Raw genomic sequence first — 17,095 nt, forward strand, 5'->3', positions numbered from 1 at the left:
TCCACCTATTAAAGGAGTTTCTATCAGTGAGTGCGGCAAAATATGTAACCCTCGATGGTAACGAGGCAGCTGCCTACGTTGCTCATCAAACCAGCGAAGTCATTGCCATCTATCCTATCACTCCCGCCTCACCTATGGGGGAACTGTCCGACGCCTGGTCGGCTCGAGGGCGGGAGAACATTTTTGGCACGGTTCCCAGTGTCATCGAAATGCAAAGCGAGGCCGGCGCATCGGCCACGGTGCATGGTGCCTTGCAGGCAGGAGCGTTGTCGACCACCTTTACCGCGTCGCAAGGCTTGTTGTTGATGATTCCCACGATGTACAAGATTGCTGGTGAATTAACACCAACGGTCTTTCACATCGCGGCTCGATCGCTTGCCACGCACGCCCTGTCGATCTTCGGCGATCATGCCGACGTGATGGCAGTTCGCCAAACCGGTTGGGCGATGCTGGCTTCGGCCTCGGTACAGGAATCGCAAGACTTGGCCATGATTTCTCATGCGGCCACGCTGCGAACCCGGATTCCCTTCTTGCACTTCTTTGATGGTTTCCGAACCTCGCACGAAGTGAACAAGATCGCCCAGCTTTCGATGGACGACGTCAAGTCGTTCATGGATTACGATCTCATTGCCGCTCATCGCGAGCGAGGCATGAGCCCCGATAATCCGATTCTCCGCGGCACCGCTCAGAATCCTGACGTCTACTTCCAGGCTCGCGAAGCCTCGAACCCGCTCTACTTGGCTGTGCCTGACATCGTGAAGGAAATGATGCAGCAGTTCGGTCAGTTGACCGGTCGCCAGTACGGCCTGTTCGACTACGTGGGTGCTCCCGACGCCGAACGCGTGATCGTAATGATGGGCTCCGGCATCGGTGCTACGGAAGAAGCGGTTGGCAAACTCGTTGTCAGCGGCGAGAAAGTCGGTCTGGTGAAAGTGCGGCTGTATCGTCCGTTCGACGTGCCCGCCTTCATCGAGTCGCTTCCTGCGACCACCAAGTCGATCGCGGTGCTTGATCGCACGAAAGAACCTGGTTCAATCGGCGAACCGCTGTATCAGGATGTGATCACCGCATTGTCCGAAGCGGGCAAGCTGGCGAGCATTCCTACGATCATCGGCGGCCGTTATGGTCTATCGTCCAAGGAATACACCCCGGCGATGGCCGCCAGTGTGTTCGACGAACTCAAAGCGGCCGAACCGAAGAAGCACTTCACGGTCGGCATCGTCGACGATGTCACTCACCTGAGCTTGAAGTGGAATCCTGAATTCTCCACCGAACCCGACGACGTCATGCGGGCAGTGTTCTACGGGCTCGGTAGCGACGGAACCGTCGGCGCCAGCAAGAACTCGGTGAAAATCATCGGCGAGAACACCGACAAGTTCGCTCAGGGTTACTTCGTGTACGACTCGAAGAAGTCGGGATCGGTCACGGTTTCGCACCTGCGATTCAGCCCCCGCCCGATTAACTCGACCTATCTGATCGATCGGGCGAACTTCGTGGCTTGCCACCAGTTCAACTTCCTGTCGCGGATGGACGTGCTCGAGGTCGCTGAACCTGGGGCAACGTTCTTGCTCAACAGCCCGTATGGGCCAGACGAAGTTTGGGACACCCTGCCGAAGGAAGCCCAACAGCAGATCATCGACAAGAAACTGAAGTTCTACGTTGTCGATGCCTATACCGTGGCTCGCGAAGTTGGCATGGGTACGCGGATCAACACGATCATGCAGACCTGCTTCTTCTCGCTCGCCAAGCTGCTGCCTGGCACCGAAGCGATTGATCACATTAAAACTGCGATCAAGAAGACCTACGGTTCCCGCGGCGAGTCGGTGCTCGAACGCAACTACGCAGCCGTCGATGGAGCTTTGGCCGCTTTGCACGAAGTAACCGTGCCCGCTTCCGCGACAAGCACCAAGCAACGCGAAGCCCTGGTTGCCGACAACGGCACCGACTTCGTGAAGCGCGTGACCTCGATGCTAATCGCCGGACTCGGCGACAAGCTGCCAGTGAGTGCATTGCCGATCGACGGAACGTTCCCCACCGACACGGCGAAGTACGAGAAACGCAGTATCGCTCAGGAGATTCCGATCTGGGATCCCGACATCTGCATCCAATGCGGTCTCTGTGCACTGGTTTGCCCCCACGCTGCGATTCGCTCAAAAGCGTACCCCGCTTCGTCGCTCAATGGATCGACGCCCGAAGGGTTCGAGTCGCGCCCGTGGAAGGGTAAGGAGTTGGTAGACCACTTGGTGACCATCCAAGTGGCCCCCGACGACTGCACCGGCTGTGGTGTGTGTGTCGACGTCTGCCCTGCCAAGAGCAAGGAAGTCGTCAAGCACAAAGCGATCAACATGGAAGAGAAGCAACCGCATCTCGACAAAGAGCGGGCGAACTTCGATTTCTTCCTCGAGCTACCCGAAGTCGATCGCACTGCGGCAAAGATCGAGACCGTCAAAGGTTCGCAACTTCTGCAACCACTGTTCGAGTTCTCGGGTGCTTGCTCCGGTTGCGGCGAAACTCCCTACCTGAAGCTCATGAGCCAACTGTTTGGCGATCGAGCCATGATTGGCAACGCCACTGGTTGCTCGTCGATCTATGGCGGCAACTTGCCGACCACGCCTTACAGCGTGAACGGTGCCGGCCGTGGTCCGACCTGGAACAACTCGCTGTTTGAAGACACCGCCGAGTTCGGCGTTGGCCTTCGCATGGCGGTCAACCAGAAACGCGAGTACGCTGAGTACCTACTTGGCAAGGTCGCATCGGTGGTTGGCGACGACCTGGTCGCTGCGATTCGCAACGCTCCGATGACGAGCGAAGCCGAAATCAGCGCCCAACGCGAGCGGGTAGTTACCCTCCGTTCGAAGCTGGAAGGCTCCGATCATCCCGATGCCGCGAAGATGATGGCCATCGCTGACTCGCTCGTGAAGCGAAGCGTTTGGATCGTCGGCGGCGACGGCTGGGCCTACGACATCGGCTTTGGTGGTCTCGACCACATTTTGACCACGGGATTGGACGTTAACATTCTGGTGCTCGACACCGGCGTGTACTCCAACACAGGTGGCCAGATGTCGAAGGCCACTCCGCGAGGTGCGGTCGCTAAGTTTGCCGCTGGTGGTAAACCAGCTCGCAAAAAGGACCTTGGCATGATCGCGGTGGCTTACGGCAACGTCTATGTCGCGCAGATTGCGATGGGCTCGAATCCGAACCAAACGCTCAAAGCGTTCCAGGAAGCAGAGTCGTACGCTGGGCCGTCGCTGATTCTGGCTTACAGCCAGTGCATCGCCCACGGCATCGACATGGAAACCGGTATGTCGCATCAAAAGGACATCGTGCAGTCGGGCTTCTGGCCGTTGTACCGCTACGACCCGCGACAAGCCCAATCGGGCAAACAACCGTTCCGCTTGGACAGCCGCAAGCCGACCAAGCAGTTCCGCGATCTAGCCATGACCGAAGGTCGCTTCGCCATGCTGGCTCGCACCAACCCCGAACATGCAAATTACCTGTTCGACCTGGCCCAACGCGATATCGATGATCGCTGGCATTACTATGAGCAAATGGCTGGCGTGGAACGCGAGATTCTGGACGAACTCAATGGAGCTGTGAATAGCAATGGCAGTTGATCTTAAAACCCAGTACCTAGGACTTACCCTGAAGAATCCCCTCGCCGTGGCGGCTTGCCAGCCGCTTACCGGCGACATGGAAATGCTGGGTAAACTCGAAGCCGCTGGCGCTTCGTGTGTAGTGATGCCTTCGTTGTTCGAAGAACAAGTGGTGCACGAAGAACTCGAGATCTCGAATCTCTACGACTTTCACACCGACTCGAACCCCGAAGCACTAACAAACCTCCCCCCCTTCCCTGAGTACGACAAAGGTTCCGACGAGTACCTGAAGCGTCTCGAAGAAGCCAAGAAAACGCTGTCGATCCCGGTGATCGGCAGCCTCAATGGCTCGTCGAAGGGTGGTTGGGTGCGTTACGCCAAGGAAATGCAAGACGCAGGGGCCGATGCCCTGGAGCTCAACATTTACTTCATTCCAACCGACGTCAACATGACTGGCGATCAGGTGGAAGGTCAGTATGTTGACCTGGTGGCCGCGGTTCGCGAGTCGGTTAGCATTCCCCTGGCAGTGAAAATCGGACAGAACTTCACCAGTCTGCCAAACTTCGCGCAAAAGCTCGTGGGCGCCGGCGCGAATGGCTTGGTGCTGTTCAATCGATACCTCGAGGCAGACATCAATCTCGATGAGTTGGAGTTCTACCCCGACCTGGTATTGAGCAATCGCCACGAAGCTCGGGTGCCGATCCGTTGGATCTCGATCCTTCGCGATCAGGTTTCCGCCTCGCTGGCAGCGACAAGCGGCATTCATCGCATGGAAGGTGCCATCAAGCTGCTGCTTGCTGGTGCTGATGTGCTGATGCTGGCTAGCGTGCTGCTAATGAAAGGCCCCAACCAGCTGACGACGATCTTGAACGACATGACTGCCTGGTTGGAGCAGAAAGAGTACGTGTCGGTTCAACAACTTCAGGGTAGCATGAGTTGCGCGAATAGCTCGAATCCTAGCGAGCTGGTACGTGCTAACTACATGAAAGCCCTGCGGAACTACACCACGGAGTACACCAGCCCTCACTAGGTGGAGTCTTCGTGTTATAAAATAGGCTTGGCGCTTCTCCCCACACACGTGTTGTGTGGGGAGAGGTCGTCGCGCCGCCCGCGACGCGACCAAGCGACAGCGACGCTTCGGTAACAATTCGGTAGGCCATTGATGGAAGGGTCGATCATGCGTGATCCCCCAGACGCTTCCAACTCGGTTGATCCTTTTTTGCGTCCACTCTTGGACACCTGGGCACTCTACACCCAGCAATGGACCGGTTCTGCCAGTCAGGCCCCCGGCCCTTCGAGCCCCAGCGACGATCCAGCCGAGGCTTGGATTGAATCGACCGGGCAGATGGTCGATCAGTACTTGCGAAGCCCCTCGTTCTTGCAGCTCTTCCGCCTGCATATCGAAACCTTGATTGCGCTCAAGAGCTCGGCAAAGCCTCCTGCTGCTCCCGCAAACGAAAGCTGTGATATCGACACGGTCATTGCCCGCATTTCCGAAGTGGAAAAGCGTCTGACTGGACTCGAACAACGAATCAAGAGACTGGAGGGGCCGCCATGACCTCCATCCCTCCTGACGAACTGTTCGCCTCGCTTCTCAAATGGCACGCCAGTGTTCAGCAGCAAACCCTCGACCTCTGGCAACAGTACTTCGGTCCCAACGACTCTTCTCCCACTCACGACCTAACCTACTCCGGCGCCACCGACTACGAAGTGGTGCACCAGCAGCAAGGGCAACGATTGCTCCGTTTCCGCTCCGCTGAACCGTCGCGATGGACCGAGCCGATACTCATCGCTTTTTCGCTGGTGAATCGCCCTTACATTCTCGATCTACCCAACAACCGCAGTGTGGTTCAACGATTACTCGATCAGCATTTCGATGTCTACATGATCGATTGGGGAATACCGACCGACCAGGATCGCGACCGTGGTCTCGACGATTATGTCTGCCGCGCGCTCGACGATGCGGTGCAACTGACCATCGAAACCTCCGAATCGCACCAGGTAACACTGCTCGGCTATTGCATGGGGGGCACCATGGCGGCCATGTACGCGTCGCTCCGCCCAACACTCATCCGCAATCTGGTGCTGCTCGCGACTCCTATCGATTTCCATGCCGGCGACGGGCTGCTGAATCTCTGGGCGCGGCCCGAGTATTTTGACGTCGATCGCTTCATCGACGTGTACGGCAACTGCCCCGGCTGGTTCCTGCAATCTTGCTTCCAATTGATGAAGCCGGTACGAGTCAGCTTGAAGCACATGCTCGAAATGACGCGCGACCCTCCTTCGAAGGCTTACTTGCAGAATCTGCTGGCCCTCGAACGGTGGGCTGGCGACAGCATTCCGGTGGCTGGCGCTACATTTCGGCAATACGTGAAATGGATGTATCAGGAAAATCGCCTGGTCGCTGGCAAAGTGATGCTCGACAGCACGCCGATACGTTTGGAAGATATTCGCTCACCAACCTTATCAATCACCGCGTCGCGCGATCACCTCGTACCCCCACAATCGAGTCAGGCGCTACAATACCTGATAGGAACCGATGGTTACGACGCGCTGTCGATCGATGCGGGACACTTGGGTCTGGCCATCGGCCAACGAGCCCATCGCGAGTTATGGCCACGTGTGACACATTGGATAGCCGAACATTCCACTCCCGCAACCTGATATAGCAGGGATTCGCCGCATCCGTAAAAATAGGTCCCGAGAACGTCGATTCCACCATGCCGAGCAGGCGTCGCTCCGCGAGCTTGCTATCATGGCGACCAACCTCCTACCCCCACAGACAACATGCAAGAGATCGTACGACAATTAGAAGCCAAACGAGCAGCGGCTCAGCTGGGTGGTGGTCAAAAGCGAATCGATCGCCAGCACGCGAAAAGCAAACTGACCGCCCGCGAGCGGATCGAGCTGCTGCTCGACCCCGGAACGTTTGAAGAATGGGACATGTTTGTCGAGCATCGCTGCACCGACTTCGGCATGGATAAAGAGAGCATTCCTGGCGATGGCGTCGTTACAGGCTATGGCACCGTAAGCGGTCGAGTAGTGTTTGTGTTTAGCCAGGATTTCACCGTGCTAGGGGGCTCGCTCTCTGAATCTCACGCGGAAAAGATCTGCAAGATCATGGATCACGCAATCAAGGTCGGCGCCCCGGTGATCGGCCTGAACGACTCGGGCGGCGCCCGCATTCAGGAGGGGGTCGCCTCGCTCGGGGGGTACGCTGAGGTGTTTCAGCGCAACGTGCTGGCCTCGGGCGTGGTTCCGCAGATTTCGGTGATCATGGGGCCCTGTGCTGGCGGAGCGGTCTACTCGCCGGCGATGACCGACTTCATCTTCATGGTCAAAGACAGTTCGTACATGTACGTCACCGGCCCCGAGGTGGTGAAAACGGTTACGCACGAGGAAGTCACCCACGAGGAACTGGGGGGAGCGATCACTCACTCGACGAAGTCGGGCGTTGCCGACCGCGCTTTTGAGGACGATGTGGAAGCGCTGGCCATGGTCCGCCGGTTCATCAATTACCTGCCGGCCAGCAACCGGACGCCGCCGCCGCATCGCCCCACGCCCGATCCTGCCGACCGGGTAGAAGTGTCGCTCGATACGCTGGTGCCATCGAGTCCAACGAAACCGTACGACATGAAGGAGCTGATTCTCAAGATCGTCGACGACACCGACTTCTTCGAGTTGCAACCGGAGCACGCGAAGAACATCATTACTGGTTTCGCCCGCATGGAGGGCAACCCTGTCGGCATCGTGGCCAACCAACCGTTGGTACTGGCCGGTTGCCTCGACATTCGCTCGGCCATCAAAGCGGCTCGCTTCGTGCGGTTCTGCGATTGCTTCAACATTCCGATTCTCACGTTTGTCGACGTGCCGGGATTTATGCCAGGCACTGCCCAAGAGTACGGCGGCATCATCAAGCACGGCGCGAAGCTGCTGTTCGCCTATGCCGAAGCCACGGTTCCCAAAATCACGCTCATCACCCGCAAAGCGTATGGTGGAGCGTACGACGTGATGGCTTCGAAACACCTGCGCGGCGACGTGAACCTCGCCTGGCCGAGCGCCGAGATCGCCGTGATGGGTCCCAAAGGGGCCGTAGAAATCATTTTCCGCGAAGAACGGGATAACCCCGAGCGCGTTGCGGAGCTAACCGAAGAGTACCGACAAAAGTTCGCCAACCCGTTTATCGCGGGAAAGCGAGGGTTCATCGACGACGTCATCATGCCGCGCCTGACTCGTGGGCGCATTTGCCGATCGCTGGCAATGCTCCGCGACAAACGCTTGGAAAATCCCTGGCGCAAACACGGCAACATCCCCCTATAGACCATGTTCGACAAAATACTGATCGCCAATCGCGGCGAAATCGCCTGTCGTGTCATCAAGACCGCTCAGCGCATGGACATTGCTACTGTCGCGGTTTATTCCGAGGCCGATTGCGATGCGCTGCACGTGCTAATGGCTGACGAAGCGGTGCTGATTGGCCCGCCGCCGGTGGCGGAGAGCTACCTGCGGATCGATCGCATCGTGGAAGCATGCCAACAAACCGGCGCCCAAGCGGTGCACCCCGGCTATGGGTTCTTGTCGGAAAATGCCGCGTTCGCCGAGGCGCTCGATAAGGCGGGCATCGTGTTCATTGGGCCCAAGCCCCACGCGATCACGTCGATGGGCGACAAAATCACCTCCAAGAAAATCGCCATCGAGGCCGGCGTGAACACCGTGCCTGGCTACACGGGGGTGATTCGCGACAGCGATCATGCGGTGGAGGTCTCGCGCGAGATTGGCTACCCCGTGATGCTTAAAGCCAGCGCCGGCGGCGGTGGCAAAGGGATGCGTGTTGCCTACAACGACGAAGAATGCCGTAGCGGCTTTGAACGCGCAGCAGGTGAAGCTAAAACCGCTTTTGGCGATGACCGTGTGTTTATCGAGAAGTTCATCGAACAGCCTCGCCATATCGAAATTCAGGTGCTCGCCGATGCTCACGGCCATACGCTCTATCTCGGCGAGCGGGAATGTTCGCTGCAGCGGCGACATCAAAAGGTGATTGAAGAAGCCCCGTCGCCGTTGCTCGATGAGAAGACCCGCTCAGCCATGGGGGCCCAGGCGGTCGCTCTGGCCAAAGCAGTCGACTACCAATCGGCCGGCACGGTGGAGTTCATTGCCGATGCGAATCGCAATTTCTACTTCCTGGAAATGAACACTCGGTTGCAGGTGGAGCATCCCGTCACGGAATACGTCACGGGGCTCGATTTAGTAGAGCAGATGATTCGCGTCGCCGCTGGCGAGCCACTCGCTTTCCAGCAAGCCGACGTGAAGCTCAAAGGCTGGGCGATCGAAGGACGCGTGTACGCCGAGGACCCGTTCCGCAACTTCTTGCCATCGATTGGACGCCTGGTACGCTACTGCCCTCCCCAAGAGTCGAGTACCACCCGCGTCGACACCGGCATCTACGAAGGTAGCGAAGTTTCGATGCATTACGACCCGATGATTGCCAAGGTCATCACGTATGGGCCGACTCGCACCGCGGCCATCGAATCGATGCGCGACGCATTAAACGAGTTCTGTATCCGCGGCGTCGCCCACAACATCAGCTTCCTGGCTGCGCTGGTGCATCACCCCCTGTTCCGCGAAGGTAACATTAGCACCAACTTAATTGGCGACCAGTATCCCGAGGGCTTCAACCCGCAGGATGTCGTGCATCAGGATCCACCTTTGCTCGTGGCGGCCGCCGCGACGATTCACCGGCGGTACATGGACCGCGCCGCTGCGATTAGTGGCCAGTTGCCTGGTTACGAGCGGAAGATCCAGGACGACTGGGTGGTGATCATAAACCAGGAACAGCATCCAGTGCACGTGAAGCCTTTGTCAGGGCGTCCGGGGCACGAGGTCGCCTATCAAGGCCGGCACTACGAAGTGCTCAGTGACTGGCAATTCGGTCAGCCGGTGTTTCGCGGCACGATCAACGGCAACGCGGTTTGCCTGCAAGTGGAACGCCGCAACCTGCATTACCGCTTGTTCCATTGGGGCGCACAGGTCGACGTGATGGTGCTGACCGCCCGCGCGGCCGAATTGCTCGCCAAGATGGCTGTAAAGCAGCCGCCCGACTTGTCGAAGTTCCTACTATCGCCGATGCCGGGTCTGCTGTCGAAGCTGCTCGTCGAACCTGGCGAAGAGGTGAAGAGTGGGCAGGACTTGGCCGTGGTCGAAGCGATGAAAATGGAAAATGTGCTTCGCGCCGAGCACGATGGCACCATTAAAGTAGTCAACGCCGAAGTGGGAGCCACGCTGGCAGTGGATCAACCGATTCTCGAGTTCGAATGAACACTTCGAGCAGCTTCTGAGCGATCGCCGGGACAAGTGCTTCCGTCAACTCACCGCAGAAGGCATCTACATAAAAACAACCGATTGCAGACCGCACCAAGCAAGTCTGCAATCGGTTTTGTTCTCGCCCTGAGTTTGGAACCCAGGTTGAATAGTGGTGCAGCGGCTAGTCGTTCCCTCCCCAGGCTAACCTTAACAGTACGCGTTCAGGCTACGACAGCAACTGCTATCCACTCAGGTATTAACGACGGCGTGCAACCACCAAAGCCAGAGCCGCGCCGAGAGCCGTAAGGGCCAAGGTCGAGGGTTCTGGAACAGCTTGGTTATAGAACTGGATGTCAGCAATCTGCATCGAGTTCGTGGCACCGGCATTCTTAAGAGTAGGGAAGACCATCTTGTACGAAGCGTAGGCCGTATCATTATCGACGATCACGAACGGACCTTTCTTCAAACGATCAACCGGAAGCTCCATGGCACCCGAGTCGATCAATTCCCATGCCTCGGCGACACCGTCGCTGTTGTCGGCGCTGGTGATCGGGTCGTTGGTACCATACACCTCCCAACCAACGGGATCACGTTCTTCCGCGTCGTTGGCAGTGGTGATCTGGAACGTTTGCAGAGCCATCGGGCCGGCGGCCGGCGTGACGATGAAACCGGTGTTCTCAAGACCGAAGTTCAGGTACTTGGTGCTCGAATCGCCATCGAGAATCATGGCTGGCGACTCAAGGTTGGGATAATCGCTATCCCACGATTGTCCAACAGCAATAATGGCATCGCCATCGTTCAGCACGTCGGCGCTAGTTCCCAAAGTATCCGTGTAGAACGATACCTCTGCGACCTGCATCGAGTTCGTGGCACCAGGATCTTTGATCGTTGGGAATAGCAACTTGTAGGAGGTGTAAGCATCGCCATTGGAAAAATCGACTAGCGGTGCCAGGGTGTCGCGATCGGAGGGGAGCGAGAGAGCCCCTGAGCTAATGAGCGACCAGCTCTCGTCCAAACCAGCACTGTTCTCAGCACTAACAATCGCGTCGTTGGTGCCCCACAATTCGAAGGAGGAAGGATCGCGTGCTTCGGCGTCGTTGGCGGTGGTTAGCTGCAAGCTTTGAACCACCGAGCTACCGCCCGCAGGCGTCACAATAAAACCAGTACCGAGTTTAGCAAAGTTCAAGTACTTGTTCAGAGTGCCGTCGATGGCTTTGGCGGGGGCCTCGCCTGCAGGGAAACTGCTGTTCGGCTGATAGCCATCAGTATCGATGGCGAGAATTGAATCGCTCGGCGAAAGGAACCCCTCCAAGGCCGACGCGGTTTGCATCGTGAGACCCAGGCAGGCCACGAGCGCAAGACTCCACACTACTTTCATGATGCTCCTCCAAAGAAGAAAACGAAAAGATGTATACAGAAAAGTTTACGCTTGAAAGTGCCTGCTTCTCGCGTCCTCGCAATAGCTTAAGCTTGGGCCCTTTAGAACACAAGCAATCCGACTCTAGGTTGGTGCACAATCTCGGCAGTTTGCGGCCTGCCGCCAGGCTGAATAGCGAATGACCAGCATCGCTATGCGGCTCATGGCAGGTTGGTGCTTTCGCTCCACACGCCCCCCACACAGTCGGCTACTGTTTAATACTCAAAACAGAAGATTGGTTACACAGAATATGGTCAGAAGTGTCTTTTTTGTCTTTTTTTCCTTGTCACCTACGATTAGACGCAGCTTCATGTCACTGGTCGATGGAATCACGCCCCAAAAAGCGGAAAGTCTGGATTGGTAGGTGATCGTGCGCTAATCCAGAGGCTTTCCGCCAATCGATGGCATCTATGCCCCTCTGCTGCACAACGGCGATAAGCTAACATGCGCTAACACGCGGGGGGTGCGTATAGCGCTGCTCCGCCTGATGTTGCCGTTGAAGCGATGCCACCCCAGAGTCCCCTCTACTCTCTCCGAATACCTGCACGTCTTGCAAGAGACTTTAATTCGCCATGAACAATCCACCAGCAAACGGCTTCTCCACTCAGGGACTGAGCGACCCGACCTACGGCCCACGCACTTTGCTGAGTATGGTTCGCACGACAGCCACCTTGTTAGTCTTCGCGCTCTCTCTAATCTTGCTCGTCGATCACTCGATCGCGACCGACTTGCCGGATCCTGTAAAGATCGTGCTCGTTGGCGACTCGACCGTGAGTGAATACCCTGAGAAAGTCACAACGAGAGGTTGGGGGCAGTATCTTGAGCAAGGCTTTAAACAGGGAACCGTCGACGTCATCAACCTTGCCGCATCCGGCCGCAGCACCAAGACATTTATCACAGAAGGCCGTTGGACGAAAGCCCTGGCAACCGAGCCGACTTACGTTTTCATCCAATTCGGGCATAACGACTCGCATGCCCCCGAGCGTCCTGAGGCGACCAATCCGGCGACCGACTACAAGCAGTTCCTCCGTCGATACATTGAAGAGTCACGCGAGATAGAAGCCGTACCGGTACTCGTAACGCCCATGGTACGTCGAGCGTTTGACGCGGAAGGAAAGATCATCGAGAACCTCACTCCACTCAATCGACCACTCTCCGAATACGCGAAAGCGATGCTCGAGATCGCTAAGGAGATGGATGTTCCCGTAATCGACTTGCAGACGTCGAGCAAAGAGTTGGCGGAGAAAATAGGGCCTGATGAAAGCAAACAGATGGCAAGCAAACCAGGCGACATTACTCACTTCAATGCCAAAGGTGCGGAGGCGATCGCGAACCTGGTGATTGCAGATATCGAAGAGACCGTGCCAGCGCTCGCGAGCTACTTGAAACAGCGAAAAGCTGCGACGGAGTAGTAATTACTCGCTGCTCCATTTCGCAAACGCCAGTAGGGTTGCTTCTCAGGTAGCACCTGATCCACTTACAAGTGCAACCGCTCTCAACATGCGATGCTTGCAGCTTGACTAGGGTTAAGTCACGACGCGTGTTGCGACCAATGCCTGCGAGGTGGACGACAAGCCCAAAAGTCCCCGCTACAATGCAGTACGCTGGCAGGAATTGCGATGCACGTTACTGCCGCCTGCAAGTTTCTTACGGCGACTGAACGCCAAGCCTGACTGGAACACCACATTGTCCGAGAACCCTTACGAATCGCCGGAAGATGCCCCGTTGCCGATCGTTCCTTTGCGGGTGCACAAGGGACGGAATACGTTGCTGTTTATCGCCGGCCTGCTGGTGTTAATCTTCGTGTGGGATGTGGTGAACTACAATCACGTGGTTGGGTGGAGTGGGTTCCCACAGCAACTGTTTCGGCTGGCCTTGCCACTGGGGCTGACTTACGCCATCTGGACCGGGCGGAACTGGACGCGATACGTGCTGGCAATTTATTGCCTGATCGTCATCCTTACCAATCTTCCCATGCTCCAATTATTCGAGCAGGCGGCCTCAGAACACCAGATGGGCAACCTGGGACTGATTGTGCTGATGCTTGGCGGGCATGCCATCGTCGCGGGACTCGCGATGCTCTCGACCAACATCACGAACCTGATTCTCTACCGTCAGGACCAGAAAGACCTCGCCTGATCTGGTGAAACGACTTCTTATTTCTTCTCGGTTTCTTGTCGCAATTGGCCACCACTAGTGTTCTAATACACAGGTGCTATGGCTGTCGGCTATCCGCTTTCGGCTGCTGGTTTTAATTGTAAGTAGGTGATTGAGAGGCAACGCTTGTTCTAATGGCAAACCAACTATTAGCGACGCGCAGGCGGTGTTTTGCTTGCGTGGCCGTTCGCTGCTGCGCGGTTGCCAAAGCTGCAGGCTGTAAGCGGTAGGCTAGTTCTTTCAGTCGCTGGACGCTCCTACAGATGACATTCCCATTCCCCCTCCCCCATTTTTGAATCCTCCCAAAATAGATTCCCACCCATGGGAATCTATTTTGGGCAACTTCACAGGAGGTGTTGATGTAAATCCATACAGATACACGACTTGCGATTGTTTCCCACTGCAAAAATAGATTCCCATCCGATGCGTTTTGGGAAATGGGAATCTATTCGAGGACGAAAACCACTGGTTTTATAGAGTGGGTGCAGATTCAATTTTCCCATCGTTGGGTAAATTGGGAATCTATTTTCAGGCAGTCGCTTCGACGATTCTCTGGAATGCTTGCATCTCGACCTGGCTGCCGACCACCAGGGGGGTTCGCTGGTGGATTTCGGTTGGGGTGACATCGAGCACCCGGCCCGATCCGTTCGAGGCGATGCCGCCGGCTTGCTCGGCCAGGAAGGCGACCGGATTCGCCTCGTACAGCAATCGCAATTTTCCTTCGGGCGATTTTGCCGTGGGAGGATAGATGAATACTCCCCCTTTTAGGAGCGTGCGATGAAAATCGGCGACCATCGACCCGATGTATCGCGACGAATAACGGGTGCCGAGCCCGCCGCTGCGGATATGGCGAAGGTACTCCTGGTAGCTCTCGGGGAATTCGTCCCAGTAGGCTTCGTTCGCCGAGTAGTAGGGTCCTTGGATCGGCATCTTGATGTTCTCGTGACTGAGCACGTACGCACCGATCGTGGGGTCGAGCGTAAAACCATGCACCCCGTGCCCGGTTGTATAAACCAGAATGGTCGAGGAGCCATACACCACGTAGCCAGCGGCCAGTTGCTCGGTGCCAGGTTGCAGCACCGCCTGCTTGGCATTGGTCTCCACGTCGATTCCTTCGGGCACGCGGAGTATCGAGAACACGGTACCGACGCTCACGTTCACGTCAATATTGGAGGACCCATCGAGTGGATCGAACACGATGACATACTTGCCGCTTTTGTTGCGCCCTTCGAAGATCAATGCTTCTTCGTTTTCTTCCGAGGCAATCACCGCGACGCTATCGCGGGCGCCGAGGCAGTAGATGAGCGCTTGATCGGCGAAGATGTCGAGTTTCTGCTGCATCTCGCCTTGCACGTTGACGTGTTCGGCCGAGCCAAGCACATCGAGCAGTCCGGCGCGACGCACCCGCGATTCGGTCAGTTTGGTTGCCAGCGTGAGTCCGGCGAGCAGCCAACTGAAGGTGCCGGTTGCTTCGGGCGAGTGCTGCCGTTGCTGCAGCTGGATATGCTGCTCGGCGGTAATGATAACCGGTTCCGACAGCGACAAGACAGGCGAGCGAACCATCAGCGACTCCCTTGCTGGCTATTTGAGTCGCGTCGCTTCTAGAGTGAGTAGCAACGCGAAAGGTCGCCGCTCAGCATAACGACGGCCAGTCTTGGCGACAACCTGAAACGGTCGTCGCGAAGACTGGCCGGTTGAGAGAAAGGTGTGTTTGCTACTTGTTCACCAACATTTCGATGAAGTACCCCGCGACGACGGCCGTGCCAATCACGCCGGCGACATTGGGTCCCATGGCATGCATCAGCAGGAAGTTCTGCGGGTCGGCCCGCTGCCCCTCGACCTGGGCAACGCGAGCGGCCATCGGCACGGCCGACACGCCTGCTGCGCCGATCAACGGGTTGATCGGATTCTTGGGACTGATCAGGTTCATCAACTTGGCGATCAACACGCCGCACGCTGTGGAAACACCAAAGGCAACGATGCCCATCGATAGAATCTTGAGCGTGTCGGACTGCAGGAAGGTGTTGCCATTCATGGTGATACCCACGCAGGTACCAAGAAAGATGGTAACGATGTTGATCAACTCATTCTGGGCCGCTCTCGACAACCGATCGACGACGCCCGACTCGCGAAGGATATTGCCGAGCATGAGCATGCTGATCAGGGCCGAAGCCGAAGGAACAATCAGAATGCAGATGATCAATGTTGCGAAGGCGAAGATCAATTTCTCGAGTCGGCTCACTTTACGCAGCGACTGCATGCGAATCTTCCGCTCGCGCTCGGAAGTCAGTGCCCGCATGATAGGAGGCTGGATCAGTGGAACCAACGCCATGTAGGAGTAGGCGGCCACCGCGATAGGACCCACGAGATGGCTTGCCAACTTGTTCGCCAGGAAGATCGACGTGGGACCGTCGGCACCACCAATAATGCCGATGGCGGCCGACTCGTCGGGAGTGAACCCAAACAAGTAGGCTCCCAAAAAGGTGATCAACACGCCCGCCTGCGCGGCTGCTCCTAGCAGGAGCGTTCGCGGGTTGGCGATCACCGGGCCGAAATCTGTTAGCGCACCGACCCCTAAGAAAATGAGCGGCGGGTAGATTTCGAGCTTAATGCCTTGCGACAGGTAGTAGAACAACCCGCCAGCTTCTTCCTCGGTTGGCACATTAAGCAAGCCAGCGGTAGGCAAGTTAGCCAGGAGTGCGCCAAATGCAATCGGCAGCAGCAGCATTGGCTCAAACTCTTTGGCAATCGCCAAATAGATGAGCACGCCACATACGACCCACATGATCAGCATGTAGCCCGTGACTTCGTCGAACGCGGTGAAACTATTGAATGCGTCTATAGAACGATAGAGTGCGTCTAACATAGCTAGCCTAGCTCATTTCGAGGAGCACGTGGCCCTCGCTAACGTTGTCGCCTTCCTTAACCAAGATCTTGTTGACCTTGCCAGCTGCAGGAGCCGTAATGCGATTCTCGACCTTCATAGCATCGAGCAAAATCAGCACCTGGCCTTGTTCGACCGCATCGCCTTCGCGAACCTGGATCAACTTCACCATGCCCGCCATGGGGCTGATGATCACGCCGGGCGCGGCTGCGGAAGTCGGCTTGCTTGCGGCAGCCGTGGGTGGGGGTGCGATCGGGGCCGATGGTGCGATGCCGGGACGCGGCATCGACATCGGATTGGGGTTATCGTCGCTAAGCACTTCGACGGAGACGTCGTACGACTTATCTCCTATCGTGATTCGAAGCTTCTTCATCGGGAGTCCTGGGGTTTCAAAGCATGGGAAGCATGTATTTGCGAACGACCTTGCAACGCCCAAGCCATATCGTCGGGGGTCAGGCCGCGTACGTGGACAATACGTGCGGGTTGGCTAATCACAGCAGCTACCGCTGCGGCAATCAATACCATGGTTTCTTCCGGCACCCCCTCCTCGGGGACGGGATCGGCCGGTTTTACTGGTGGCGGCGACTTCTTCATCGCGTTGAGCACGAAGCCGACCACCATGCTCATGATGGCCAAGCTCGCTAACGCCGAGACCACAACAAAGATGCCCATGCCCACAAACTTGAGCAGTTCGCCAGTTGTTGGTTCGTCGGGAAGTACCGCGATCAGGGTTTGAATATTCAA

The 17,095-nt window shown here is 56.9% G+C and carries 13 protein-coding genes; 8 read left to right on the forward strand and 5 right to left on the reverse strand.

Going from position 1 to position 17,095, the window contains the following annotated elements:
* The first annotated feature begins 26 nt into the window (after positions 1 to 26).
* The 6 genes from nifJ to Pan181_RS14530 all read left to right on the forward strand — a co-directional run bounded on the left by nifJ (position 27) and on the right by Pan181_RS14530 (position 9,908).
* Positions 27 to 3,614, forward strand: coding sequence for a pyruvate:ferredoxin (flavodoxin) oxidoreductase (nifJ, locus tag Pan181_RS14505; RefSeq protein WP_145247570.1), 3,588 nt, complete (start codon positions 27 to 29; stop codon positions 3,612 to 3,614).
* Positions 3,604 to 4,623 carry a dihydroorotate dehydrogenase-like protein gene (locus Pan181_RS14510; RefSeq protein ID WP_145247572.1) on the forward strand — a complete coding sequence of 340 codons (1,020 nt, stop codon included), beginning with the start codon at positions 3,604 to 3,606 and terminating at the stop codon, positions 4,621 to 4,623. Before nifJ ends, Pan181_RS14510 begins: the two co-directional genes overlap by 11 nt.
* A 147-nt stretch (positions 4,624 to 4,770) precedes the next feature.
* Positions 4,771 to 5,151 carry a hypothetical protein gene (locus Pan181_RS14515; protein WP_145247574.1) on the forward strand — a complete coding sequence of 127 codons (381 nt, stop codon included), beginning with the start codon at positions 4,771 to 4,773 and terminating at the stop codon, positions 5,149 to 5,151.
* Positions 5,148 to 6,257: an alpha/beta fold hydrolase gene (locus Pan181_RS14520; protein ID WP_145247576.1), complete on the forward strand. Its 1,110-nt coding sequence runs from the start codon at positions 5,148 to 5,150 to the stop codon at positions 6,255 to 6,257. Before Pan181_RS14515 ends, Pan181_RS14520 begins: the two co-directional genes overlap by 4 nt.
* A gap of 123 nt (positions 6,258 to 6,380) precedes the next feature.
* The gene (locus tag Pan181_RS14525) at positions 6,381 to 7,913 is read left to right on the forward strand and encodes an acyl-CoA carboxylase subunit beta (RefSeq protein ID WP_145247578.1); all 1,533 of its coding nucleotides are present in this window, start codon (positions 6,381 to 6,383) and stop codon (positions 7,911 to 7,913) included.
* A 3-nt stretch (positions 7,914 to 7,916) separates the two neighbouring features.
* A complete protein-coding gene (locus Pan181_RS14530; RefSeq protein ID WP_145247580.1) occupies positions 7,917 to 9,908 on the forward strand; it encodes an acetyl-CoA carboxylase biotin carboxylase subunit in 1,992 nt (663 codons plus the stop codon).
* 241 nt (positions 9,909 to 10,149) lie between these two features.
* Here the strand turns inward: Pan181_RS14530 and Pan181_RS14535 are convergent, their stop codons facing one another.
* Positions 10,150 to 11,271, reverse strand: coding sequence for a PEP-CTERM sorting domain-containing protein (locus Pan181_RS14535; protein WP_145247582.1), 1,122 nt, complete (start codon positions 11,269 to 11,271; stop codon positions 10,150 to 10,152).
* A gap of 611 nt (positions 11,272 to 11,882) precedes the next feature.
* On the opposite strand from Pan181_RS14535, the gene Pan181_RS14540 reads away from it, so the two are divergent.
* Together Pan181_RS14540 and Pan181_RS14545 are read left to right on the forward strand one after the other, a co-directional pair.
* Positions 11,883 to 12,722 (forward strand): rhamnogalacturonan acetylesterase, encoded by an 840-nt coding sequence (locus Pan181_RS14540; protein ID WP_197528360.1) that lies wholly within the window; start codon positions 11,883 to 11,885, stop codon positions 12,720 to 12,722.
* A gap of 274 nt (positions 12,723 to 12,996) precedes the next feature.
* Positions 12,997 to 13,449, forward strand: a complete 453-nt coding sequence (locus Pan181_RS14545; RefSeq protein ID WP_145247584.1) for a hypothetical protein — start codon at positions 12,997 to 12,999, stop codon at positions 13,447 to 13,449.
* A 546-nt stretch (positions 13,450 to 13,995) separates the two neighbouring features.
* On the opposite strand, the gene fbp is transcribed toward Pan181_RS14545, so the two are convergent.
* The 4 genes from fbp to Pan181_RS14565 form a co-directional block, all read right to left on the reverse strand.
* A complete protein-coding gene (fbp, locus tag Pan181_RS14550) occupies positions 13,996 to 15,030 on the reverse strand; it encodes a class 1 fructose-bisphosphatase (protein WP_145247586.1) in 1,035 nt (344 codons plus the stop codon).
* A gap of 151 nt (positions 15,031 to 15,181) precedes the next feature.
* Positions 15,182 to 16,333, reverse strand: a complete 1,152-nt coding sequence (locus Pan181_RS14555; protein WP_145247588.1) for a sodium ion-translocating decarboxylase subunit beta — start codon at positions 16,331 to 16,333, stop codon at positions 15,182 to 15,184.
* A gap of 7 nt (positions 16,334 to 16,340) precedes the next feature.
* A complete protein-coding gene (locus Pan181_RS14560) occupies positions 16,341 to 16,724 on the reverse strand; it encodes a biotin/lipoyl-containing protein (protein WP_145247590.1) in 384 nt (127 codons plus the stop codon).
* Entirely contained in the window at positions 16,721 to 17,095 is a 375-nt protein-coding gene (locus tag Pan181_RS14565) for a hypothetical protein (RefSeq protein WP_145247592.1), read from the reverse strand. The genes Pan181_RS14560 and Pan181_RS14565 overlap by 4 nt, the downstream gene beginning before the upstream one ends.

This window comes from Aeoliella mucimassa (genome assembly GCF_007748035.1).
GTDB lineage: Bacteria > Planctomycetota > Planctomycetia > Pirellulales > Lacipirellulaceae > Aeoliella > Aeoliella mucimassa.

Coding starts and splice junctions, on each gene's coding strand:
- Pan181_RS14510 (WP_145247572.1), top strand. CDS start 3,604: ATGGCAGTTGATCTTAAAACCCAGTACCTAGGACTTACCCTGAAGAAT.
- Pan181_RS14515 (WP_145247574.1), top strand. CDS start 4,771: ATGCGTGATCCCCCAGACGCTTCCAACTCGGTTGATCCTTTTTTGCGT.
- Pan181_RS14520 (WP_145247576.1), top strand. CDS start 5,148: ATGACCTCCATCCCTCCTGACGAACTGTTCGCCTCGCTTCTCAAATGG.
- Pan181_RS14525 (WP_145247578.1), top strand. CDS start 6,381: ATGCAAGAGATCGTACGACAATTAGAAGCCAAACGAGCAGCGGCTCAG.
- Pan181_RS14530 (WP_145247580.1), top strand. CDS start 7,917: ATGTTCGACAAAATACTGATCGCCAATCGCGGCGAAATCGCCTGTCGT.
- Pan181_RS14535 (WP_145247582.1), bottom strand. CDS start 11,271: ATGAAAGTAGTGTGGAGTCTTGCGCTCGTGGCCTGCCTGGGTCTCACG.
- Pan181_RS14540 (WP_197528360.1), top strand. CDS start 11,883: ATGAACAATCCACCAGCAAACGGCTTCTCCACTCAGGGACTGAGCGAC.
- fbp (WP_145247586.1), bottom strand. CDS start 15,030: ATGGTTCGCTCGCCTGTCTTGTCGCTGTCGGAACCGGTTATCATTACC.
- Pan181_RS14555 (WP_145247588.1), bottom strand. CDS start 16,333: ATGTTAGACGCACTCTATCGTTCTATAGACGCATTCAATAGTTTCACC.
- Pan181_RS14560 (WP_145247590.1), bottom strand. CDS start 16,724: ATGAAGAAGCTTCGAATCACGATAGGAGATAAGTCGTACGACGTCTCC.